The organism is Mixta tenebrionis (genome assembly GCF_006517625.1).
Lineage (GTDB): Bacteria > Pseudomonadota > Gammaproteobacteria > Enterobacterales > Enterobacteriaceae > Mixta > Mixta tenebrionis.
Window position 1 is genome coordinate 149313 of record NZ_VHQI01000006.1, and the last position, 23492, is coordinate 172804.

At 57.2% G+C, this 23492-nt stretch carries 20 protein-coding genes; 12 read left to right on the forward strand and 8 right to left on the reverse strand.

Annotated features, from left to right (window positions below):
* Positions 1 to 21: 21 nt before the first annotated feature.
* A complete protein-coding gene (locus tag FKM52_RS11540) occupies positions 22 to 486 on the reverse strand; it encodes a hypothetical protein (RefSeq protein WP_160250962.1) in 465 nt (154 codons plus the stop codon).
* On the reverse strand, positions 483 to 1265 hold the full coding sequence (locus tag FKM52_RS11545; protein WP_141176326.1) for a winged helix-turn-helix domain-containing protein: 783 nt from the start codon (positions 1263 to 1265) through the stop codon (positions 483 to 485). Before FKM52_RS11545 ends, FKM52_RS11540 begins: the two co-directional genes overlap by 4 nt.
* 856 nt (positions 1266 to 2121) lie before the next feature.
* Here FKM52_RS11545 and FKM52_RS11550 point away from each other — a divergent pair.
* Together FKM52_RS11550 and FKM52_RS11555 are read left to right on the forward strand one after the other, a co-directional pair.
* Positions 2122 to 2733 (forward strand): helix-turn-helix transcriptional regulator, encoded by a 612-nt coding sequence (locus FKM52_RS11550; protein ID WP_141176327.1) that lies wholly within the window; start codon positions 2122 to 2124, stop codon positions 2731 to 2733.
* A 420-nt stretch (positions 2734 to 3153) separates the two neighbouring features.
* On the forward strand, positions 3154 to 4347 hold the full coding sequence (locus tag FKM52_RS11555; protein ID WP_141176328.1) for a zinc-dependent alcohol dehydrogenase: 1194 nt from the start codon (positions 3154 to 3156) through the stop codon (positions 4345 to 4347).
* A 63-nt stretch (positions 4348 to 4410) separates the two neighbouring features.
* Here the strand turns inward: FKM52_RS11555 and FKM52_RS11560 are convergent, their stop codons facing one another.
* Positions 4411 to 4896: a CinA family protein gene (locus tag FKM52_RS11560; RefSeq protein ID WP_141176329.1), complete on the reverse strand. Its 486-nt coding sequence runs from the start codon at positions 4894 to 4896 to the stop codon at positions 4411 to 4413.
* Between the two features lie 380 nt (positions 4897 to 5276).
* Here FKM52_RS11560 and FKM52_RS11565 point away from each other — a divergent pair, with 380 nt between their 5' ends.
* The 9 genes from FKM52_RS11565 to pqqF all read left to right on the forward strand — a co-directional run bounded on the left by FKM52_RS11565 (position 5277) and on the right by pqqF (position 16045).
* Positions 5277 to 8189 (forward strand): autotransporter outer membrane beta-barrel domain-containing protein, encoded by a 2913-nt coding sequence (locus FKM52_RS11565; RefSeq protein ID WP_141176330.1) that lies wholly within the window; start codon positions 5277 to 5279, stop codon positions 8187 to 8189.
* Between the two features lie 117 nt (positions 8190 to 8306).
* Positions 8307 to 9311, forward strand: coding sequence for an alpha/beta fold hydrolase (locus FKM52_RS11570; protein ID WP_246085525.1), 1005 nt, complete (start codon positions 8307 to 8309; stop codon positions 9309 to 9311).
* Positions 9308 to 10348 (forward strand): dipeptidase, encoded by a 1041-nt coding sequence (locus FKM52_RS11575; protein WP_141176332.1) that lies wholly within the window; start codon positions 9308 to 9310, stop codon positions 10346 to 10348. Before FKM52_RS11570 ends, FKM52_RS11575 begins: the two co-directional genes overlap by 4 nt.
* A 129-nt stretch (positions 10349 to 10477) precedes the next feature.
* Positions 10478 to 10555, forward strand: a complete 78-nt coding sequence (gene pqqA, locus FKM52_RS11580) for a pyrroloquinoline quinone precursor peptide PqqA (RefSeq protein ID WP_141176485.1) — start codon at positions 10478 to 10480, stop codon at positions 10553 to 10555.
* Positions 10556 to 10608: 53 nt separating this feature from the next.
* Positions 10609 to 11520: a pyrroloquinoline quinone biosynthesis protein PqqB gene (gene pqqB / locus FKM52_RS11585; protein ID WP_141176333.1), complete on the forward strand. Its 912-nt coding sequence runs from the start codon at positions 10609 to 10611 to the stop codon at positions 11518 to 11520.
* Between the two features lie 2 nt (positions 11521 to 11522).
* Positions 11523 to 12278 carry a pyrroloquinoline-quinone synthase PqqC gene (gene pqqC, locus FKM52_RS11590; RefSeq protein ID WP_141176334.1) on the forward strand — a complete coding sequence of 252 codons (756 nt, stop codon included), beginning with the start codon at positions 11523 to 11525 and terminating at the stop codon, positions 12276 to 12278.
* Complete coding sequence (gene pqqD, locus FKM52_RS11595; protein ID WP_141176335.1) at positions 12278 to 12556, forward strand: pyrroloquinoline quinone biosynthesis peptide chaperone PqqD; 279 nt, start codon at positions 12278 to 12280, stop codon at positions 12554 to 12556. The genes pqqC and pqqD overlap by 1 nt, the downstream gene beginning before the upstream one ends.
* The gene (gene pqqE / locus FKM52_RS11600; protein ID WP_141176336.1) at positions 12525 to 13688 is read left to right on the forward strand and encodes a pyrroloquinoline quinone biosynthesis protein PqqE; all 1164 of its coding nucleotides are present in this window, start codon (positions 12525 to 12527) and stop codon (positions 13686 to 13688) included. The genes pqqD and pqqE overlap by 32 nt, the downstream gene beginning before the upstream one ends.
* Positions 13688 to 16045, forward strand: coding sequence for a pyrroloquinoline quinone biosynthesis protein PqqF (pqqF, locus tag FKM52_RS11605; protein ID WP_141176337.1), 2358 nt, complete (start codon positions 13688 to 13690; stop codon positions 16043 to 16045). Before pqqE ends, pqqF begins: the two co-directional genes overlap by 1 nt.
* On the opposite strand, the gene FKM52_RS11610 is transcribed toward pqqF, so the two are convergent.
* Positions 16042 to 17001, reverse strand: a complete 960-nt coding sequence (locus FKM52_RS11610) for a GGDEF domain-containing protein (protein WP_141176338.1) — start codon at positions 16999 to 17001, stop codon at positions 16042 to 16044. The genes pqqF and FKM52_RS11610 overlap by 4 nt on opposite strands.
* A 255-nt stretch (positions 17002 to 17256) precedes the next feature.
* On the reverse strand, positions 17257 to 18234 hold the full coding sequence (hemB, locus tag FKM52_RS11615) for a porphobilinogen synthase (protein WP_141176339.1): 978 nt from the start codon (positions 18232 to 18234) through the stop codon (positions 17257 to 17259).
* Between the two features lie 319 nt (positions 18235 to 18553).
* On the opposite strand from hemB, the gene FKM52_RS11620 reads away from it, so the two are divergent.
* Positions 18554 to 19027: an Hsp20 family protein gene (locus FKM52_RS11620; RefSeq protein WP_141176340.1), complete on the forward strand. Its 474-nt coding sequence runs from the start codon at positions 18554 to 18556 to the stop codon at positions 19025 to 19027.
* 30 nt (positions 19028 to 19057) lie between these two features.
* On the opposite strand, the gene FKM52_RS11625 is transcribed toward FKM52_RS11620, so the two are convergent.
* The 3 genes from FKM52_RS11625 to uxuA all read right to left on the reverse strand — a co-directional run bounded on the left by FKM52_RS11625 (position 19058) and on the right by uxuA (position 23266).
* Positions 19058 to 19888, reverse strand: coding sequence for an MBL fold metallo-hydrolase (locus tag FKM52_RS11625; RefSeq protein ID WP_141176341.1), 831 nt, complete (start codon positions 19886 to 19888; stop codon positions 19058 to 19060).
* 190 nt (positions 19889 to 20078) lie between these two features.
* Positions 20079 to 21584 carry a glycine betaine/L-proline transporter ProP gene (gene proP / locus FKM52_RS11630; RefSeq protein WP_141176342.1) on the reverse strand — a complete coding sequence of 502 codons (1506 nt, stop codon included), beginning with the start codon at positions 21582 to 21584 and terminating at the stop codon, positions 20079 to 20081.
* 497 nt (positions 21585 to 22081) lie between these two features.
* On the reverse strand, positions 22082 to 23266 hold the full coding sequence (gene uxuA, locus FKM52_RS11635; RefSeq protein WP_141176343.1) for a mannonate dehydratase: 1185 nt from the start codon (positions 23264 to 23266) through the stop codon (positions 22082 to 22084).
* Between the last annotated feature and the right edge of the window lie 226 nt (positions 23267 to 23492).

The following is a 23492-nucleotide window of genomic DNA, read 5'->3' on the forward strand; positions in this document are numbered from 1 at the left end:
TGCGTGGAAAACGGCGTTGGTTCAGTTACTGGCGCATAAAAGGTAGGGCGCGTTATCGTTCATAAAAATATACCCTCCTTTGCCGTTGTAATGAATTTGGTAAACTGCGGGCCGCCTTTCTTGCGTATAGAAATTATCCAGCAGGCGGGGAATAGTATGTTCATCAATTTCATCAAACACGGAGGGGATAATCATTCGCGAATTTAACAGGTAATTTTTCTTATCGATAGTAAAGTCAAAAATTATTTTCCTGCTAATTATTTTGTGGTGTCCCTGCTCGTTAATAAACTCACCGTCTAAAGAAACCATCCCGGTATCGCCATTAAAGATAAAACGCATCAGCATGTTCGAGCGGACATTATTGTTGTGTACATGATGCTGCGCCAGACAGGAAAAATAGCGTTCGTTTCGGTAAGAGGAAAAAACGTAAAATATTGAGTAAGCGGCTATCAGTAGCGCAATCAGCGCGCAGATTTTGTATTTCACTGACTCTCTCTTAGCGACCATGATGCACAGGCAAATTCATTATTGGCCAGTGGCTTGCGACAGGAAAGTAGCGATAGCTTGTTGATCAACACGTTATGAATAATATAAACGTACGGATAGTGATCACAGTTAACCCGCTGATTAATCAGATTGATAATGTGTTTTTCCGGCATTCGGCTATTTTTGTGCAGGTAGAGCTGGCACTGCCCGCTGTTCTGAATGCGGTAATAGTTCGCAGCCAGCGTATGGAAATCGTTGTTTACCGGAAGAATTAGCGCAACCAGGGTAAAAATCAGGCAGATAACAATAATAATTAATACCGCTTTCAGCGATATCGGCCTGAGCTGGCGCAAACGCGCGTGCGCTCCTGTGCCAATAACTGAGGAAATTTTATTAACTTCTTCCGCCATGGCGCTGAGCGGCGAGAGGCTGCCAGCCCTTACCAGGGTAACAGGAACGCTGTGTTCGAATCGAAAACCCTGCCGGGGGACGGTGATAAGCCAAAGCTGGGCGTCCGGGTGCAGCCGCTTTAGCGCCCTGCGGATGATAGAGATATTCTGATACAGCGTATTAGGCGCAACGTTCTGGCTATTTTCTCCCCATGCGTAATCATAAAGCTCTTTCTGTGAAACCAGTCCATCTGTTTTTAGCAGTAATTCAAGGCATTTTGTCGCAGGCTGAGTAAGAATTATTTCCTTTTCTTCCTCGGCGACGCTGATCAGTTTGTTAACCTCAGGATAAAAGTAAATGACGTTGTTAATCAAATAGAGCGGTTGCATGGCTACATCCCATTAGCTTAATCACCTTCATATCTCTTAATTATTAAAACATTATCACGCTTTAGGCAGGGATTGCATGTCATTTAGCCTATATATGCCGTCAGCAATGCGGCTATAAGCGGTCATTTTTTATATTATTTCAGGCAACGACTGTTAACCTGTTTTTTAAGGTCAGAAAAGAGTGCGCAAAAGTCGTTATATCGGGTTCAATAAAAATAAAATTGTGTTTCCGCCTTCGTACAGAGCGAATTTGTTTATTAGCACGCAGCGCGCTTTATCTGTTTAGCGATGAGTAAGATAGCATGCCCTGGGTGTAAACAATAACCTTGAAAGGTTAAATTTTTTGTCGTTGTCATGGCGATTAAAAAAATCTTCGTTACATCTAAGCTGAAGTAAAATTTAATAGTTATTGCGCGAAAAATGATCATATAAGAACTTTTTCTATAGATATCAATGCGCTGTATTATCTGAAACTTCAGAATAAGTAAATCTTAAACTAAATTAAGAATCTTATATAAGTTGATTTCCATTGTCGGCGTTTCCGATTTGTTTAATATCGATGGTGTTACGAAGAGCAAACACAACTATTTAGCTAATGCGGTGGTGAGAGGAGTAGGCAAGGCAGCGTAACGGCTGAGGCTGATATTAAGATTTATAAGAGGCTTCCAGGGTGTGTGGTAATGTTTCTTATGAATTTTATTTTGCTGGCAGGAAAGACATATTTCGTACAGCACAAATAGTCAGCAGTTAGCAACGACAGGGAAAACTTTCGCTTTCTGTTTTATTACAAATAACGTAACAACACAAACAAGTATCACGATCATATAAATCTTTCAGAAAAGGACGTTGAAATAACATGAAAATCATCGTGTGTTCTGATAACTTCTTTTTCGCGCAGGGAATAACTTCATTACTGACAGCGGAAGGACACGACACCTGGGATTTCTTTTATCAACCTGAAAAGTCTTTACCTGATAATCAGCAGGAAGAACTGGTTATTATTGTTGATACCTGTGAAAGAAAACGGCTGCGGCAACTTTTTTCGAAACTTCATGGCAGAGCGCTGCGCATCTTTTTCATCAGCGATGAGCTTTTTGACGGTAACGAAATTCATCGCCCCTTCCAGGGAATTATCCCGCGCAAAATTAGCCTTAACGCGCTGCTGGAAAGCCTGGAGCAGTGCGAGGATGGCGCAAGGCCGCTGGAGTTTCTGCTGACGCTGCAGCAGCGCAAAGTATTGCAGTACCTGATTCGCGGCGTAACGCCAGGAGTTATCGCCCGCATCATGAATATTTCGGTCAAAACCGTCTCCGCGCACAAGCGTAAGGTAATGATGAACTTTGGTCTGAAAAAAATGAACGCGCGGGCGCTGAACTACCTTGCCGACTTTATCTATAAATCGCTGCTGATTTCCGATCACATTCGTCAGAAAAAAAGCCAGCATTTTATTAACCATGCAGTTTACTGATGCGCTGAAACGCAACGCCGGTATACAGGATAACAATATTTAGCCGCGTCTGCCGCCGCTACGACGGCAGGCAACGTTAGCCCTCTTCACCTTAACATTAATGTTTCTAACGAGGGCGGTGCATAGCCCCTTTTTTGGCACCGCCTTTTTTTTTACCTCTTCTTTATGCCTTAACCGCGCAGAAAGCCGATGATACCGGGCGTTATTGCCTGCGACATCCTGCCGCATCCAACTTGCCTGTAGCCTGTTCAGACGGTGTTTTGCCCCTGCTGGCTTGCGTAATCCTCAAGAGATACTAACTTTTAATAAACAGATTCCCTGGTGTTGGCGCAGATGCGCACCCCGCTTGACGCGGGTTTTTTTTAAACCTCCCTTAGCAGGAGATGGTCATCTCATTTATCCCCAACATGGAGAAAGGCAATGAAAGCACTGACTTATCATGGCCCCCATCGTGTCAAAGTCGATAACGTGTCCGATCCGGGGCTTGAAGCGCCGGATGATATTATCCTGCGCGTTACCGCGACGGCGATTTGCGGTTCGGATCTGCACCTGTATCGCGGCAAGATTCCCGGCACTTCTCACGGGGATATTTTCGGCCATGAATTTATGGGGGAGGTAGTGGAAGCCGGCGCTGCCGTAACGGCGGTGCAGAAAGGCGATCGGGTGGTAATTCCCTTCGTGATTGCCTGCGGCGACTGTTTCTTCTGTCGCCTGCAGCAGTATGCCGCCTGTGAAACCACTAACTCCGGCCGCGGCGCCATCCTGAATAAAAAGCAGATCACTTCGCCGGCGGCTCTGTTCGGCTTCAGCAGCCTCTACGGCGGCGTGCCGGGCGGGCAGGCGGAATATGTGCGCGTGCCGAAAGCGAATACCGGCCCCTTTAAGGTGCCGCCGGTGCTGGCGGACGATCAGGTGCTGTTCCTGTCCGATATCTTGCCTACCGCCTGGCAGGCGGTTAAAAATGCGCAGGTCACTAAGGGCAGCAGCCTGGCGATTTTCGGCGCCGGTCCGGTCGGTCTGTTGACTGCCGCCTGCGCGCGTATGCTGGGAGCGGAAAAGATCTTCATGGTAGATCACCACCCCTATCGTCTTGCCTTTGCGCAACAGCGCTACGACGTTATCCCCATCAACTTTGATGAAAATGACGATCCCGCCGCCTTTATCCTGGAAAATACCGCTAACCATCGCGGCGTCGATGCAGTAATTGATGCGGTAGGCTTTGAGGCGAAAGGCAGCCTGACGGAAACCGTAATGACTAACCTGAAGCTGGAAGGCAGCAGCGGCAAGGCGCTTCGTCAGTGTATCGCCGCCGTGCGGCGCGGCGGTATTGTCAGCGTGCCTGGCGTTTACGCCGGCTTTATTCACGGCTTCCTGTTCGGCGACGCCTTTGATAAAGGGCTAACCTTCAGAATGGGCCAGACCCACGTGCAGGCCTATCTGCCGGAGCTGCTGAATCTTATCGAACAGGGGCTGATCCGCCCGGAAGAGATCGTAACGCACCATATGCCGCTGGAGCAGGCGGAAGAAGCGTATAAGATTTTTGAGAAGCGCGAAGAGGAGTGCCGCAAGATAATTCTGGTGCCCGGCCTGAACGAGACGCAGCGCCACGCTTAGCGGAACAGACTGTTGGCGGGGTTCAGCCTGTCACTGAAACCCGCCGCCGTCTTAACGCTCTTCTTACGACAGCAGAGAGAGCAGACGCGTGAGCGCAAACAGCGCCGCCTGATTGATCACCGATTCGCTGTCGCCGCTAAAATGTTTGCGTTCTGCTTTTATCGTGCCGTCTGGCAGGCCCCAGCCAAACCAGATGGTGCCCGCCGGCGTACCGTCCGGGCCGTCATCCGGGCCGGCATAGCCGGTAACCGACAGGCTGACCGCCTCCCCCGATTGCGCTTTCGCCCCCGCCGCCATTTCCCGCGCCGTTTGCTGACTGACGGCGGTAAATTTTTCCAGCGTACGCAAATCAACCTTTAACAGACGCATCTTCGCCTCGTTGGTGTAGGTCACGAAGCCGCTGCTGAAGTAATCCGCGCTGCTGCTGGCTGAGCACATCGCCATACTGACCAGACCGCCGGTGCAGGATTCCGCCGTTGCCAGCTTCACGCCGACGGCGGTAAGCCGTTCTCCCAACTGGTTTGCCGCCTGTCTTAATTTTTCATTCATTATCGTTCTCCTTACTCTGTTGAGTCAGTTAAGTGTAGAAGAAGCGCTATAAAGCGCCGGGGATAAATAATTCAGACTTTTATCAGGCGCAATTAGCGCGCCAGACGTAACGGTTATCTATTGATAACAGAGATAACTTTTTCTGAAGTTCTTATTTCAGGAGAGCTAAATCTCTTATGTCATCAAAGTTAATTAAATCCTAATGCTCATTTAAAATATCTTTTTTCCTGCATGCTATTTTTCTTACTGAAGTTGTTAACGGTTGCGGCCTGCTTACCAGACAGAAACCGAATAAGTTTTATGTCCTGTTAAGTAATAGCGGCGGGGATTTTTTTCTGCTGTTTATACAGGCAAGGAATGAGTGCATTAAGGAGAAAAGCATGTCATGCAGCATATCTCTGTTCAAAATTAACCCGCTAAGTCTTTTTATTCGACAGCGTATGGCGCTGGTCAGCATGCTGTCGCTACCCCTGCTTATCGCGCCCGGCGCCGTTCAGGCTGATGATCCCGGCGCTGTCACAGTCGACAATGAGGCCATAGTTGTTGTGAATGAGGGGGAACGTATTACGGTGGCCGGCGATGAAAGACATCTTTGCGCCATCTGTAATCCTGTTACCGCCAATAATAGTATGCTGACGCTGGGGAATAACGTAAGCATCGATATAAAGGGGCCGCTTGCCAGCGGGATGATGCTCAGCGGAAATAATTTTTCCTTAGAGGCAAATCAATTACTGGTGGAAGTGGAAGGGCGCTACGGCATTAAATCAGAAGGTTTAAATAACAGGCTGAATCTGGGCAGCGGCAGTCAGGTCAATTTAAACGGAACCGTGCTGGCTTCCAACGGTATTTATCTGACGCGCGGCGCTTCACTGCAGGCAGATGCGCTGACGATTAATACCCAGGGCACGGCCAGCGGTTTATATATTACCGATGCCGGCACTTCTGCCAACATCGGCAATAACTCCGTTATTCGTACCCAGGATAACCAGGCGACGGGGATTTATATTTTCGGTCGTTCAACAAATGATGCCGATCCGGCTGCCAGGCTGCAGGCGAATCAGCTGACCATCGAGACCGCCGGCTCGGCGGCGTATGGCATAAATATTCAGGCCAACTCTGAAGTGGATCTGGGCAGCCAGAGCAGTATTACCACGCAGGGAGAGAGCTCGATCGGCATCTGGAATCTGGGCAACCTGACCGCGCAGGAGCTGCATATCAGAACCGAAGGCGGCATGCTCGCTAACGCGCTTAAGGTGCAGGGCGAGGGTAAAGCGGATATCGGCGCCGGCAGTACGCTCTACAGCGCCAACAGCGGCGCGCTGGTCGCCAGCGGTGACGCGGCCAGGATTAATTTCAACGGCAGCGAAACGCAGCGTAACACTATTTTCTCCGGCGGCACCTATGGTATCTCGGCGCAGACCAGCGGATCGCAGATCAATATTTCCTGGACCGATATTGACGTAACCAGCAATACCGAACAGGTTATCGGCATCTGGGCGTTAAACGGCGGGGAGATAAACGGCAGCAATCTGTCGGTTATGGGCAACAGCAATACTATCGGCGCCTATGCCATGACGGACAGTTCGATCGATTTAACCGGCGATACCCGTATCCATATGGCTTCGCCGTCAGAAAGAGCGATTGCCACGCAGCATGATGACGGCAGCCAGGCCAGCCGCATCAACCTTGACGGCAAGCTGGACATCATCGGCGGCGTGCAGGCCACAGGCGGTAAGATCACCATGAATATGGCCGCCGGTTCGCGGCTGGTGGGCGCTACCGCCAGCGATGGCGTCAACGGCGGCTATCTCCATATGACCATGAATCAGAGCCAGTGGGATATGCCCGCCAGCTCGGTGGTGGATCGCCTGACGTTAAACAACAGTACGATTAACTTCGCATCGGGTGAGATGGGCACGCTGCTGACGGTAGGCGATCTGGCAGGAAGCGGCACCTTCGCGCTGAAAACGGATATTGTCGCAGAGCGTAACGATAAGCTGGTGGTGACCGGCACCAGCGAGGGCGATCACTATCTGCGGGTACAAAACCGCGGCGATATGCAGACTACCGGGCGCGAAGTGCTGACGCTGGTAGAAACGCAGGATGGACAGGCGCATTTCTCGCTCTCGCCGGACACTACCAGAGTTGAACTGGGCGGCTATCTCTACGATCTGCGTCAGGCCGGCGGCGACTGGCAGCTCTACGCCAGCGGCAGCGCTCCGGTTGATCCGGAAGAGGAAGAGCCGGAACCGACTCCGGAGCCGCTGCCGATCCCCGATCCGGATCCAACGCCAGACCCAACGCCCGATCCGGCGCCTAATCCTGACCCGGCGCCCAATCCCGATCCCGCGCCAAACCCCGATCCGGGGCCGGATGCGGATATTTCCAGTCCGGCCGACGCCGGGGCTAACTTCCTCAATATCAGCTATCTGATCAACTATGCGGAAATGCAAACCATGCTGCAGCGCTTTGGTGATTTGCGGCAGACGGATCACGTAGGCGACGGCTGGATCAGAGGGATCGGCGGGCGCTTTGATGATTTCGCCAGCGGCAAGCTGAGCGATTTCAGCATGAGTTACTCCGGGCTACAGTTTGGCGTTGATAAGCAAATCAGCCCCGATCTGCCGATCGCGCTGGGCGTCTTTATGGGGGTAACCAACGGCAACGCTCACTACGCCACCGGCAGCGGCGATCAAAAATCGAGCCACGCCGGTTTCTACGCCAGCGGCATGGCGAATAACGGCATATGGCTGGATGGCGTGTTTAAGTATTCGCGCATGAAGAGCAGCTTCAACGTCAAAGATTCGCAGAGCAGGCAGGTAAGCGGCGAAGGCGCGGCGGATAACTACAGCGTCTCGCTGGAGGGCGGCAAACGCTTTGACTGGTCCCAGTCCGGTCAGGGCTTCTACCTTGAGCCGCAGCTGCAGGTGGCCTGGAGCCATCAGCAGTCGGATACCTTCCGCGCCTCTAACGGCCTGCGTATCGATCTGGAAAGCTATAACTCGCTGCTGGGCCGCGCCAGCGGGCTGGTAGGCTATCGCGTGCAGCAGTCGGATATGGATGTTAACGTCTATCTGAAAACCGGCATCGTACGTGAATTTAAAGGCGATACCGGCTATCGGTTGAATGGATCGCAGGAGCGGCACAGCTTCAAAGGCAACTGGTGGAACAACGGGCTTGGCGTCAGCGCGCAGATTGCTGACAAGCACGTAGTCTATCTGGAAGGCGATCTCTCTACCGGTAATAAGTTTGACCAGCGCCAGTTCAGCGGCGGTTATCGCTTTACCTTCTAACCGGCAGGCTTCTTTACCTGCTTTTACCATAACGGCTCCGCCGGGCCGTCTGACAGCGCCTATAGTTGTTTCTTTTATGGGCGCGCGTCAGGCGGCTCATTTCACAGGAGCATGACCATGAACAGGCTGACCTCCCTTGCCGGCGCGGCGGCGCTGATGCTGGCGGCGGGAAATACGGCTGCCGCCTCTTTCGGCGAGCAGCTGGAAGGCTTTCCCATGCCTTATCCGCTACAACACTTCACCTTTTCCTCGCAGCAGCAAAGGCTCAGCATGGGCTATATGGACGTCAGGCCGGCCGGAAAGGCTAACGGTCACGTGGTGGTATTGCTGCACGGCAAGAATTTCTGCGGCGCTACCTGGGAAAGCACGCTGCGCGCGCTGAGTCAGCAGGGCTATCGGGTTATCGCGCCCGATCAGATTGGCTTCTGTACTTCTACTAAACCCGCTTACTATCACTACAGTTTCCAGCAGCTTGCCGATAATACCCGCCGGCTGCTGCAAAGTCTGAACGTGGAAAAGGCAACGATCGTCGGCCACTCTACCGGCGGCATGTTAGCCACGCGCTATGCGCTGATGTATCCGCAGCAGACGGAAAAGCTGGTGATGGTTAACCCCATCGGTCTGGAGGACTGGAAAGCGAAGGGCGCGCCCTGGCGTTCGGTAGATGACTGGTATCAGCGTGAGCTGAAGCTAACGGCGGAGGGGATTAAAAAATATGAGCGGCAAGCCTACTACGCAGGCCGCTGGAAGCCGGAATATGACAGGTGGGTGGAGATGCTGGCCGGGCTGAACAGCGGGCCGGGCCAGCAGAAAGTAGCGTGGAACTCGGCGCTGATCTACGACATGATCTACAGTCAGCCGGTCTGGTATGAGCTGCCGGATCTGCGGGTTCCCACCACGCTGTTTATCGGCACCGCCGATACTACCGCCATCGGCAGCGATATCGCGCCGCCGCAGGTAAAAGCGCGCCTCGGCGATTATAAGGTACTGGGCAAAGCGGCGGCGAAGCGTATCCCCGACGCGCGTTTGGTAGAATTCGACGGTATGGGGCACGCGCCGCAAATGGAGGCGCCCGACAGGTTTAATCAGGCGCTGATTAAGGATTTAACCACGCTGAAATGATCGCAACACGCACTTTTTTTGATGGCCACAACGATCTGCTGCTGCGCCTGTGGGTCAGCCATGCCGACAATCCGGCGCAGCCCTTTTTTACCGGGCGCGAACAGGGCCACCTCGATTTCCCCCGCATGCGGCGCGGCGGTTTCGCGGGCGGACTGTTTGCGGTTTTCGTTCCGCCGGTCGCCTGGCTGGCGGGCGAACGACAACAGGAGCTTGCCAGTCTCGAAGCGCAGCATGACGCGCTGGCGATCGCCGAGGCGCAGATCGCCATCCTGCAACAGCTGGCCGATGCGTCTGAGGGGCGAGCGCGGCTGTGCCGCACGGCGGCGGAAATTGAACAGTGTTTGCAACAGGATGTGCTGGCGCTGGTGCTGCATATTGAAGGCGCTGAGATGCTCGACCCGGAACTGACGCTGCTGGATCGCTTTTATCAGCTGGGCTTGCGCAGCATCGGGCCGTTCTGGAACCTGCCCAACCGCTTCGGCGTCGGGGTTAACGGCGGCTTTCCCGGCTCGCCCGATACCGGCGCGGGGATGACGGCGGCAGGTAAAACGCTGATCCGCGCCTGCAACCAGAAGCGGCTGCTGATCGATCTTTCGCATATGAATGAGAAAACCTTCTGGCAAACGGCGGAGCTGAGCGATGCGCCGCTGGTGGCGACGCACTCTAACGCGCATGCGCTCTGCGCCCAGCCGCGCAATCTGACCGATGCGCAATTAGCGGCGATTGCCGCCAGCGACGGCCTGGTCGGCGTGAACTTCGGCAACGCCTTTTTACGCGCCGACGGGCAGCGTAACGGCGATACCGCGCTGGAAGAAATTGTTAAACATTTGTGCCGGCTGATCGATAAGCTGGGAGAGGATCGCGTCGGCTTCGGCTCTGATTTCGACGGCGTCAGCATCCCGGACGCGCTGGGCGACGTAAGCGGAATGCCAAAACTATTTAAGGCGTTAGAAACGGCGGGTTTTGATGCGCCATTGCTGGAAAAACTGGCGTGGCGCAACTGGCTGCGCGTGCTAAAGCGCACGTGGGGTCAATAGAAAAGTTGCGCACTCTGTCACATTGGAGCAACATCTGCGCTGCCAAATTTTCATATTTGACAAGTTGCGGGTTGCCTGCCGCAATTAATGGCGACAGTCCGTCATTTTTACCACCGCGAGGAGAAGCTTATGTCCGTATGGATCAAACCTGCATTTGAAGATTTACGTCTGGGTCTGGAAGTAACGCTGTACATTTCCAACCGTTAATCTCAGCGCCCGCGCCCGTCGCGGGCCTGTTCCATTCCTTTCCCGGTAAACACATGCAGATCAAAGTGCTTGGCTCCGCGGCTGGCGGAGGGTTCCCGCAATGGAACTGTAACTGTAAAAACTGCCAGGGCGTGCGTAACGGTACGATGAAAACCTCAAGGCGCACGCAATCCTCTATCGCCATCAGCGACAACGGCAAAGATTGGGTGCTTTGCAACGTCTCTCCCGATATTTGCCAACAGCTGCTTGCTTCGCCTGAATTGAATAACCCCGACGTGCTGCGCGGTACCGGTATCGGCGCGATTATCCTGACCGACAGCCAGATCGATCACAGCGCGGGCTTACTCAATTTGCGTGAAGGCTGTCCGCATCAGGTTTGGTGTACCGCAGAGGTGCATCAGGATCTCACCACCGGCTTTCCGCTCTTTACCATGCTTTCCCACTGGAACGGCGGCCTGATTCACCATGCCGTCGTGCCGGAGCAGCCGTTTAACGTCAGCGTCTGCCAAAGCCTGCGCTTTACCGCTATTCCCCTGCTGAGCAACGCGCCGCCTTACTCGCCGTATCGCGATCGTCCGCTGCCGGGCCACAACGTAGCGCTGTTTGTGGAGGATACCCGCAGCGGCAAAGGGCTGCTTTACGCGCCGGGCCTGGGCGAGCCGGACGAGGCGCTGATGCCCTGGCTGCAAAAGGCGCACTGCCTGCTGATCGACGGCACGCTGTGGCGTGACAACGAGCTGGCGGCGACCGGCGTGGGCAAGAGCAGCGGCAAAGATATGGGCCACCTGGCGCTGGCGGAAGAGCAGGGACTGGCCGCGCTGCTGGCGACCTTGCCGGCGCAGCGCAAAATTCTGATTCATATTAACAACACTAATCCCATCCTCGATGAAGAGTCCGCCGAGCGTCGTAGCCTGACGCAGCAGGGCATTGAAGTCAGCCGGGATGGCATGTTGATCGAGGTATAACCATGACGCAGGCACAGCCGCTTTCGCCGCAGGCTTTTGAGCAGGCGCTGCGCGCCAAAGGCGCTTACTACCATATTCATCATCCGTACCATATCGCGATGCACAACGGCAACGCGACGCGCGAGCAGATCCAGGGCTGGGTGGCGAACCGCTTCTACTATCAGACCAATATTCCACTGAAGGATGCGGCGATTATGGCGAACTGCCCGCACCCGGAGGTGCGCCGCAAATGGGTACAGCGCATTCTCGACCATGATGGCTACGGCGGCAGCGAAGGTGGGATTGAAGCCTGGCTGCGGCTGGGCGAGGCGGTCGGCCTGAAGCGCGAGGTAGTGGAATCTGAAGCGCTGGTGCTGCCCGGCGTACGCTTCGCCGTTGACGCCTATGTTAATTTCGCCCGCCGCGCCAACTGGCAGGAAGCGGCCTGTAGCTCGCTGACCGAGCTGTTCGCGCCGCAAATCCATCAGGCGCGTCTCGACAGCTGGCCGCAGCACTATCCCTGGATCGAGGCGGAAGGCTACGACTATTTCCGCAGCCGTCTCAGCCAGGCGAACCGCGACGTCGAGCATGGCTTACAGCTGGCGCTGGAGTATTGCGACACGGTGGAAAAACAGCAGCGCATGCTGGAAATCCTGCAATTCAAGCTGGATATCCTGTGGAGCATGCTGGATGCCATGACTATGGCCTACGATTTGAAACGTCCGCCGTATCACACGGTAACCGCGCAGCTCGCCTGGCATAAAACGAGGCTGGTGTAATGGATATTAACCCTTCACAGACGCCGCAGTTTCGCCGCGGCTTTCGCTTACAGTGGGAAGAGGCGCAGGACTGCCACGTGATTCTCTACCCGGAAGGCATGGCGCGGCTGAACGGCAGCGCCGCCGAAATTTTGCTGCTGGTGGACGGCAAGCGCACGCTGGGCGAGATTATCGCCGCGCTGAACGCCCGCTTCCCCGGCGTGCCCGATCTGGACGCTGACGTTATCGATTTTTTTGGCAAAGCCTATGAACAGAAGTGGATCATCTTCCGTGACTGAACGGAAACCGGCGGTTAAGCCGCCGCTGTGGCTGCTGGCGGAGCTGACCTATCGCTGTCCGCTACAGTGCCCCTATTGCTCTAACCCGCTCGATTTCGCTCAGCAGGAGAAAGAGCTGACCACGGAGCAGTGGATTGAGGTCTTTCGCCAGGCGCGGGCGCTGGGCAGCGTGCAGATCGGTTTTTCCGGCGGCGAGCCGCTGCTGCGCAAAGATCTGCCTGAGCTGATTGGCGCCGCGCGCGGCCTCGGTTTTTACACCAACCTGATTACTTCCGGCATCGGGCTGAACGAGAAAAAGCTGCAAACCTTTGCCGATGCCGGGCTGGATCATATTCAGATCAGCTTCCAGGCGAGCGATGAAACCCTGAACGCCGCGCTGGCGGGATCGGAAAAAGCGTTCCGGCAGAAGCTGGCGATGGCGCGGGCGGTGAAGGCGCACGGCTATCCGATGGTGCTTAACTTCGTGCTGCATCGCCACAATATCGATCAGATCGACCGCATTATCGAGCTCTGTATCGAGCTGGAGGCGGACGATGTCGAGCTGGCGACCTGTCAGTTTTACGGCTGGGCGCAGCTTAATCGCGAAGGGCTGCTGCCGACGCGTGAGCAGATCGCGCGCGCCGAGGCGGTCGTAAAGCAGTATCGCGAACGTATCGCCGCCAGCGGCAGCCTGACCAATCTGCTGTTCGTCACGCCCGACTATTACGAAGAGCGTCCGAAAGGCTGTATGGGCGGCTGGGGGGCGATTTTCCTCAGCGTGACGCCGGAGGGCACCGCGCTGCCGTGCCACAGCGCCCGTCAGCTGCCGGTGCAGTTTCCCTCGGTGCTGGAGCACAGCCTGCAGCATATCTGGTATGACTCTTTCGGCTTCAACCGCTATCGCGGCTTTGACTGGATGCCGGAACCCTGTCGCTCCTGCGATGAAAAACAGCAGGATTTCGGCGGCTGCCGCTGTCAGGCCTTTATGCTGACCGGCAACGCCGATAATGCCGATCCGGTCTGCGCCAAATCGCCGCACCATGACAAAATTCTTGCGGCGCGTGAGCAGGCCAACTGCACGCAGATGCAAATCAGCCAGCTGCAGTTCCGTAATCGCGTTAACTCACAGCTGATCTTCAAGGCCAACGCCTGATGTCGCAGGCGGCCTCGCTACGGCTGGAAAATGGCCTGCGGATAGAGCTGCGCTGTGATGTGCAGGCGAGCGAGGCCGCCGCGCTGATTCAGGTCGCCAGCGGCAGCGATGACGAACCGGCGCGCTGGCCCGGCCTGGCGCACCTGCTGGAACATATGCTGTTTACCGGCAGCCGCGGCTTTCGCGGCGCGCAGCGGCTGATGAGCTGGGTGCCGGCGCAGGGCGGGCGCCTTAACGCCACCACCCACGCCGATCGCACCGCCTTCTTTTTCACTCTGGCGCCCGCCGCGTCAGGCGCCGGTCTGGCGCGGCTGGTGGATATGCTGGCGTTTCCGCTGCTGACCGTCGGGGCGCTGGCGCAGGAGGCGGCGGTGATTGACGCAGAGTATCAGCTGCTGCGCACGGACGCGCTGACCCTTAGCGGCGCGGCGCAGCGCCATCTTTTCAGCGGCCCGCCCGCGCTGCATCGTTTTCACGTGGGCGATCGCGCCAGCTTCGGCGAGGATTTGCCCGCGCTACTGCGGGCGCTGCGCCAGTTCCATCAGCAACGCTATCACGCAGGCAACATGACGCTCTGGCTGCTGGGGCCGCAGCCGTTGAACGAACTGGAAACGCTGGCGCGACGCTATGGCGCGGCGCTGCCGATGGCGCAGCCGCAGCCGGATAATGAACCCGCCATGCTACAGCCGCGAGGCGACGCGGCGGTTAATATCAGCGGCGCGCCGCAGCTACGGCTGACCTTTGCATTAAACCGCTGGCAGGAGAACGCTACCGGTCACTGCGCGCTGCTGCGCACGCTGTTGCGCGATGAGGCGGAGGGCGGACTGCTGGCGCATCTGCGCGCGCATGCCGGCTGTGACGGCGCGCAGCTGGAGCTGTGCTGGCGCGGCGGCGGCGCGGCGCTGCTGAGCGTCAGCTTTGATATGTCGCAGGCAAACCCGCCGCCGACGGCGCTGGCGGAGACGGCGCTGCGCCAGTGGCTGCAACAGCTGCAGGCGCTCAGCGCGGCTCAACTGACGCACTATCTGCAGCTGGCGCGGCAGCATGTTGAGGCGCTCAGCCCGCTCGATCGGCTGCGTGAGGCGGCCTTCGGTTTCGCGCCGCCGCAGCGGGTTGATATCCACCGCTGGCAGGCGTTTCTGACGCAGCTGTGCCGCGCCGCCGTCAGCCGCCTGTGGCTGGCGGATAATGTAACCGGCGAACCGCAGACGTCGGCGGGCTTTTCCTTTATCTGCGCCCCTTTTCCATCTTCGCTACCCACCGCTCAGCCGCCGCTGGCGCTGCGCTTCTGGCCGTTTCCGGCGGCGTCGACGCCTGTCCCGCTGCCCGATACGGCGGCGCCGCTCAGCTATTTCGCTGACGCCGCGCCTGCGGTATTAACCCTGCGTCCGCGCCCGGAAACGCCTGTCAGCGATGCGCTGGGCGGGGCGATTCAGGCGGCGCTGCGCGCGCTGGCGGCAAGCCTGGCGCATCAGGGCGGCCAGCTGAGCGCTGAGCAACGGCAGGGCGTCTGGCAGCTACAGCTGAGCGGCGAGCCGGCGCTGATGCAGACGGCGCTGGCGGCGGTCTCTTCACGCCTGGCGGCGCTGCCGCAGCAAAAGATCGTGCCGCCGGAGCGGGGAGAGATTGCGATACGTCGCCTGTTGCGGCAGCTGCCGCGCTGGCTGACGGCAACGCAGCCGCTCTGCAACGACCTGCAACAAAGCGTCTGGCAGGCGGCGCTGACGGGCGGCGACCGGGCGCAGCAGCAAGCGCTGGCGCGTCTGCTGAGCCAGATGCCGATGCGCATCGCGCAGGGTGAAAGCTGGCTGCGCTTTGACGCGCTGGCCGGGTGCGAGTACCGGCTGACGTCGGTGCAGGGCGACAGCGCGCTGCTGCTGTTTTGCCCGCTCGCCCAACCGGATCTGGAGGCGCAGCTGGCCTGGCGCCTGCTGGCGCAGATCCTTCAGCCGCTGTTTTTCCAGCGTTTGCGCATGGAGCAACAGGTCGGCTATGTAGCGAGCTGTAGCTTTCATCAAACCGCCGACCGTACCGGCGTGCTGTTCGCGCTCCAGTCGCCGCAGCTGAAGGCGGCGGCGCTGCGTCAGCATATTGAACGCTTTCTGACGCAGAGTGAGAGGGATATCGCCGGGCTGAGCGCGCAAGAGCTGGCGCAGAGCCGTGAACGGCTCTGGCAGCAGCTTCAGCCGCAGGGCGATGTGCTGGCGCGTGCGCGTCAGCGGCTGGCTTTTTCACCGTTAACCACGCCGCTGGCGCAGCAGGCGCTGCGGCGGCTCGACAATGACGCGCTGCTCGCCTGGCATCGCAGGCTGAGCGATGCGACAGGCTGGCAGCTCTGCATTGCAGAAGCCGATTAACGACGCGCTTTTTTATGCTGGTACATAACGCCGTCGCTGTGGTTAAGCAGCGCGGCGAGCGGCTGCGGCTGCGTCGGATCGAACCCCACCGTGCCCACTGAAAAATCGAGGCGATAGCGGCGATCGAGCGGCTGCATATAGCGCTCCAGCTCGCTGCGAAACGCCGCCAGCCGCGCCTCCGCCAGCTGCTGATTCATATCAATAAACAGCACCACAAACTCATCGCCGCCGAGGCGAGCGAACAGCGCCGACTGGCGGAAGCTGATTTTCAGCGCGTCGGCAAAGTCCATCAGCGCCCGGTCGCCTTCGCGATGGCCGAAATCGTCGTTAATCTGCTTAAATCGATCGAGATCGAAAAAGGCCAGGCTGGCAAAGCAGTGGCGCAGGGCGCACTCCTGGAGCAGCATCTGGCCCAGCGTCATAAAGCCGCGCCGGTTAGAGATCTGCGTCAGTTCGTCAGAGGTGGCGGCCTGAAAGCTGACCAGCTCCGATTCCGCCATTGAGGCGAGATCGCGCAGGGCATGAATATCTTCTGCGCTAAAAGTGCGCGTTACGCTGTCGAGAATGCACAGCGTACCTACCTTGGCGCCGTTGGGCGCCCGCAGCGGGCAGCCGGCATAAAAGCGAATTTGCGGCTCGCCGGTCACCAGCGGGTTATCGTAAAACCGCTCATCCTGGCGCGCATCTTCAACGATCATGACGTCATCCTGCAAAATCGCATGGCCGCAAAAAGAGATATCGCGTGCGGTTTGCGTCGCGCTGACGCCGTCGCCCGACTTAAACCATTGGTGCCCGGCATCCAGTAGACTAACTACCGATGCCGGGACGTTAAACAGCCGCTTCGCCAGGCGCGTCAGTCGATCGAAGCGCTCTTCGGCAGGCGTATTGAGCAGCTTCAGCGCGTGAAGTTCGTTCAGGCGCTGCGGCTCGTTGGCGGGGATTTCTGGTGTTTTCATAAAAAGGCCTGTCAAACTTATAATTAGTATCGTGCCGTGACAGTATCGGTCAGAAAAGCCGCAACTTAAGGACAAAATATCGCGGCTTAGCGTCGATATCAGTTTTGATCCCCGGCGCGTAGCGGCAGGAAGCGTCGCACCTGCAGAGAAAACCGGGAAGGCAGCCCGCGGTTCGGGCATAGCGGAGAAAGCGGGGCGTCGCGCCTGCATCGCGCGACGCCCGCTATTAGCGCGGCCCGCAGGCCGCTGAAAAGATTACAGCAGGTTGCGTTCCGCCAGATCGAGCGCGAAGTAGCTGAAGATAACATCCGCGCCGGCGCGTTTAATCGCGCCGAGGCTTTCCAGAATCACCGCGTCTTCGTTGATCGCTCCCGCCTGGGCGGCAAATTTGATCATTGCGTATTCGCCGCTCACCTGATAGGCGGCCAGCGGCAGCTCGGTGCGCTCGCGAATATCACGCAGCACGTCCAGATAGGCGCCCGCCGGCTTCACCATCAGCGAATCGGCGCCTTCGGCGGCGTCGAGCAGCGATTCGCGGATCGCTTCGCGGCGGTTCATCGGGTTCATCTGATAGGTTTTACGATCGCCCTTCAGCGCGGTGCCGGCGGCTTCGCGGAACGGGCCGTAGAATGAGGAGGCGAACTTGGTGGAGTAGGACATGATGGCGGTATCGGTAAAGCCCGCTTCATCCAGCGCGCGGCGGATAGCGGCTACCTGGCCATCCATCGCGGCGGAAGGAGCGATAAAATCGGCGCCCGCCTGCGCGGCTACCACGGCCTGCCTGCCAAGGTTAATCAGCGTCGCATCGTTATCCACGCCGTGCTCGCACAGCACGCCGCAGTGGCCGTGCGAGGTATATTCGCAAAAGCAGGTATCGGACATGACGATCATTTCCGGCACCGCATCCTTACAGATGCGCGACATGCGCGCTACCAGGCCGTTTTCCTGCCAGGCGTCGCTGCCGGTGGCGTCAGTATGATGGGAAATACCGAAGGTCATCACCGAGCGAATGCCCGCCCTGGCGATACGTTCGATCTCCCAGGCCAGACGTTTTTCCGGAATGCGCATCACGCCCGGCATCGCGTCGATAGCTTTGTAATCATCCACGCCCTCTTCCACAAAGATCGGCAGGGCCAGGTCGCTGCGGCGCAGGGTGGTTTCCTGGAACATATCGCGCAGCGCGGCGCTTTTACGTAGCCTTCTGGGGCGATGAATTAAGGAGAATTCAGACATAATCTTTTGCTGTACAGGTGAAATAATTAGCCTAGTGTACGCGCTTTTCTCCTTACGGGTAAAACTTCCCGTGCTGGCCCCGCCGCCTGTTTCCGGCATGCTGGCCGTCCGGTTGCCTGATTTTAACATGAAGATAACATCTTCCGCGGTTAATATGCCAAAGCGTTAGCCAGGCCTGCTGTGCATATAAAAAATCATTATTTTTAACTTCGCTTGAAAACGCTAAACCGGAACATAAATAAGGTAACGGGAAGGCTGCTTCCCCTGCAAAATTAAACTTTTGATTGCTCAACGTTATCGAGATTTCAGGAGGTTAATTATGGCGTTCAAATCCCTCTCTTTGTTCCCTGACGTTGCCGACAGCCTGTTTTCCGATCGCTTCAACCGGATCGATCGGCTGTTTAGCCAGCTGACCGGGGATGCGCCCCTGACCACCGCGCCCGCTTACGATATCAAACGCCTTGATGAGAGCCGCTACGCGATTACGCTTAGCGTGCCGGGCTGGAAAGAAGAGGAGCTGGAAATCAGCGCTACCGGCGGCCAGCTGACCGTCAGCGGGAAACGAACTGAAGAGCAAAGCCAGCCGGAAGAAAAAAGCGGCTGGCTGCACCGCGGTATCAGCCGGCATAACTTCAGCGTCAGTTACGGGCTGCCGCAGCATGTGAAAGTGGAACGCGCCCGACTGGAGAACGGCCTGCTGGAAATCGCGCTGTACCAGGAGATCCCGGAGAGCGAGAAACCGCGCAAAATCGCCATTGAAAGCCAGCAGCGCGTAATTGAGCACAACGCCTGATAATAACGCCCCGGCCCGCGCCGGGGTTTTTTATGGCCTCAGCGCCTGCATTCTTGCCAGCTCTTTGGCATCGTGGCTGCAAAACAGCGTAATCTTCCCCTGCTGGCTGAGCGACAGCGCGCGCAGCCGCTGCTGGTTTTCCCGCCGGGCCGCGTTATCGGCCGCCATCATCCACTGATAAAAACGCAGCCCCGGCGTGCAGTGGCGCGTTTGCTGATACATTTCTCCGCGATAAAACCAGGCGTCGCCGCCGTGCAATAGCCAGCCGTCGCGCTGCTGGATCGCCACGCCCGCGTGGCCCGGCGTATGTCCCGGCAGCGGGATCAGTAAAATCTCCGGCGGCAGCCCTTTCAGGGCGCTGACGGCGGCGAAGCCCTGCCAGCTTTCTCCCTGCGGCTGGTAAGCCTGCCAGTTCGTTCGGGCGGGCCACTGCGCGGGGCGATAGCGCCGCTGCTGCAGCCAGCCGTCGCGGTGACGAACGGCGTCCAGCTCCTGCTGCATCAGATGCACCTGAGCATGGGGGAAGTCGGTTAGCCCGCCGGCGTGATCGAAATCGAGATGGGTCAGGATGATATGGCGCACGTCCTGCGGCTGAAAGCCGAGGCGCTTAACCTGCGCCAGCGCGCTAAGTTCGGGGCGGCGCTGAATATTATTGAAGCGGCGAAAGAAGGCGGCGATGCGCGAATGATGTCCCATATCTTCTTCACCAAAACCGGTATCCACCAGCACCAGCCCGTCAGCATCGGTTTCAATCAGCAGACAGTGGCATACCAGGTGGGCGTGCAGCCCTTTGCTGAAACCGTCATAGAGCGCGCCGCCAAAAGGACACATCGAACCACAGCTCAGGTGGTGTATCCGCATAGCTTTCCTCCTCAAAGTTAAAGAGTAAGTGTGGGCGCTAATGGGCCAGCAAGCCAGGCGGCAGAGGAGGCGATGGCGGCGGCGCGGCGGGGAAAAGGGACAAAAAAGCCCCTCGCTGAGGGGCCGGGATAGCGATGCCGGCGGCGCGGCGGGAGAGGCCCGCTTTACCGCCCGTTCAGCCGGCGCGCGGCTATTCGTTAATGCGCGGGTGCTGCTGGATCAAATGGTTGCGCTTCTCTTCGAGGCGGGCAATCTCTTCGGCAATATCGTCAATTTTTTGTTCAATATTGTCGTGATGCTCCTGCAGGATTTCACGCGCCTCTTCAATATCGGAAGCGGCGGGCGTTGCGCCTTTCAGCGGCTTGTTGGCCGTTTCCTTCATGGTAATGCCGGTAATCAGACCAACCACCGCGATAACCATCAGGTAGTAGGCGGGCATATAGAGATCGTTAGTGGTTTCGACCAGCCAGGCGGCGAGCGTCGGCGTCAGGCCGGCGATCAGCACGGAGATGTTAAAGGCGCTGGCCAGCGCGCTGTAGCGAATATGGGTGGGGAACATCGCCGGCAGCGATGAGGCCATCACGCCGGTAAAGGAGTTAAGGATCACTGCCAGGATTAACAGCCCGGCGAAAATCAGCCCCAGCACGTTGCTGTTGATCAGCATAAAGGCCGGAATCGCCAGCAGCAGCAGCGCGGTGCTGCCGATAATCACAAACGGGCGGCGGCCAATGCGGTCGCTCAGCAGGCCGATAATCGGCTGGACGAACAGCATACCGATCATAATGGCGATAATAATCAGCACGCCGTGATCTTCGGAGTAGTGCAGGTTATGCGACAGGTAGCTCGGCATATAGGTAAGCAGCATGTAGTAGGTTACGTTGGTGGCGATAACCAGACCCACGCAGGCCAGCAGGCTTTTCCAGTGCTTAGTGGCGATTTCACGGAAGGAGACTTTCGGCCCTTCGCGCAGCCCATCGCGGTCGCCCTGTTCCAGCTTCTCTACGTGCTGTTGAAACGCCGGCGTCTCTTCCAGCGCATGACGCAGGTAGAGGCCGACGATCCCCAGCGGCAGCGCGAGGAAGAACGGCAGACGCCAGCCCCAGGAGAGGAAGTTCTGCTCGCCGACGATAGTCGAGATCAGTACCACCACGCCCGCGCCCAGCACGAAACCGGCAATGGAACCGAAATCGAGCCAGCTGCCCATAAAGCCGCGCTTACGATCGGGCGAATACTCCGCGACGAAGATGGAAGCGCCGGTATATTCGCCGCCGACGGAGAAGCCCTGCGCCATTTTCGCCAGCAGCAGCAGGATCGGCGCCCAGATGCCGATAGAGGCGTAAGAGGGGATCAGGCCGATACAGAAGGTGCTGATCGACATGATAATAATGGTGATCGACAGGATTTTCTGGCGCCCGTACTTATCGCCCAGCATACCGAAGAAGAGACCGCCCAGCGGACGGATAAGAAAGGGAACGGAGAAGGTTGCCAGCGCGGCGACCATCTGGACGCTGGGATCGGCGCCGGGAAAGAAAATTTTACCTAAGGCGTAGGCGACAAAGCCATACACGCCGAAATCGAACCACTCCATCGCATTGCCTAACGAGGCCGCGGTGATCGCCTTGCGTAAACGAGCATCATCGATGATGGTCACGTCATCGAGCGCAATTGGTTTAACACGCTTCCTACGTAGTTTCATATCATTCGCCCTGTGTTTTCTGATTTATATAATCTTAATATTCTCAACGGCGCGAACCGAAAGCTGACGCGGGTCAGATCGTGGCGTTGAGAAAATTTTATTAACGGCATCTTGCCTGTTCAGTTAGTAAACTTTTGCAATAGTATCATAACGCAACAGTTACTTTCTGATTCCACAGTATATCGTCTGAACGAGGAAAATGTCATATCTGCGCTATTTCTGTCCGGGGAAGGCCAATAAACGCCAAAAGGAAACCGCGTGGACAGCATACTCTGCTGGGACGATCGACGGTCGACGTTTGTTAAAATTTAGCAGTAAAGATAACGCTTTTCCGCCGCGTCGCGGCTTTAAAAAGCGAAAATGTGGATAACTCAACAATAGTAAGATTTATCTCACTGTTGATAGATAGCCGGGCATTTATTTAGCATAATTTATTGATGCTGAAAGCGCGCAAAAACGCCGCCGGGGCGGCGGCGTTTGTCAGATGCGCGTCAGGCTTAGCTGTTGAAAAAACAGCGTTTCAGCGCCAGTTCGACGCCGCGCAGCTCCGCCAGCCCTTTCAGGCGACCGATAGCGGAATAGCCAGGATTGGTTTTTTTGTGCAGATCGTCCAGCATCTGATGACCGTGATCCGGGCGCATCGGGATGGCGCGCGCGTTGCCGGCGCGGCGGCGGCGTTGCTCCTCTGTCAGAATCGCTTTGATCACGCCGACCATGTCGACATCGCCCGCCAGGTGCTCCGCCTCGTGGAAGCTGGCAGGATTCTCTTCGCGCTGGGTGGCGCGCAGGTGAACAAAATGAATGCGGCTGGCGTAGGTTTCCGCCATCTGCACCAGATTATTGTCGGCGCGCACGCCATACGAGCCGGTGCAGAAGGTAAAGCCGTTATGGATGCTGTCTACCGTTTCGGTCAGCCACTGCATATCCTGCTGGGTAGAGATAATGCGCGGCAGGCCGAGAATCGGACGCGGCGGATCGTCAGGATGCACCGCCAGCATAATGCCCACTTCTTCCGCCACCGGCACGATGGCGCGTAAGAAGGTAGCCATATGTTCGCGCAGGCGCGCCTCATCGATGCCGTCATACTGCGACAGCTGCGCCTGGAACTGCTCCAGCGTGTAGCCCTCCTCCGCGCCCGGCAGGCCGGCGATAATATTGCGCGTCAGGGTTTCTATCGCTTCCGGCGTCATGGCGGCATAGTAGTCGGCGGCCTGGCGCTGCTCTTCCTCGCTGTAGGTGGCCTGAGCGCCGGGGCGTTGCAGAATATGCAGTTCAAACGCGGCGAAGGCGACGGCGTCAAAGCGCAGCGCGCGCGCGCCGTTCGGCAGCCGCCAGCCGAGATCGGTGCGCGTCCAGTCCAGCACCGGCATAAAGTTGTAGCAGACGGTATCGATGCCGCAGGCGGCCAGATTGCGCAGCGACTGCTGATAGTTGGCGATATAGCGCTGCCATTCGCCGCGCTGGGTTTTGATCGCCTCATGCACCGGCACGCTCTCCACTACCGACCAGTACAGCCCCTTTTCCGCCAGCAGCGCCTGACGCGCCTGAATTTCTGCAATGGGCCAGATTTCGCCGTTCGGGATGTGATGCAAAGCCGTCACGATGCCGGTTGCGCCTGCCTGTCTGGCGTCATCCAGCGTGACGGGATCGTTCGGGCCATACCAGCGCCAGGTGTGTTCCATAGCTGCTCCTCTAGTGAGTTCGCTGCGGGCTGGCGAAAAAAGGTAAGGCCAGCCCGCCGATCGGTTCGGCCATTGGTCAGGCCGCTGGGCCAGAATAGGGCAGTTTTAGCCTTAAAAAGGTGACTGTTATCACAATATTTTCAGGTGCTGCCAAATCCGCTGCGCTGCTGCGGCAAAATAGGGCAACTTCGCGCCAGACGGCGCCACGCAAGACAGGTGAAGGTAT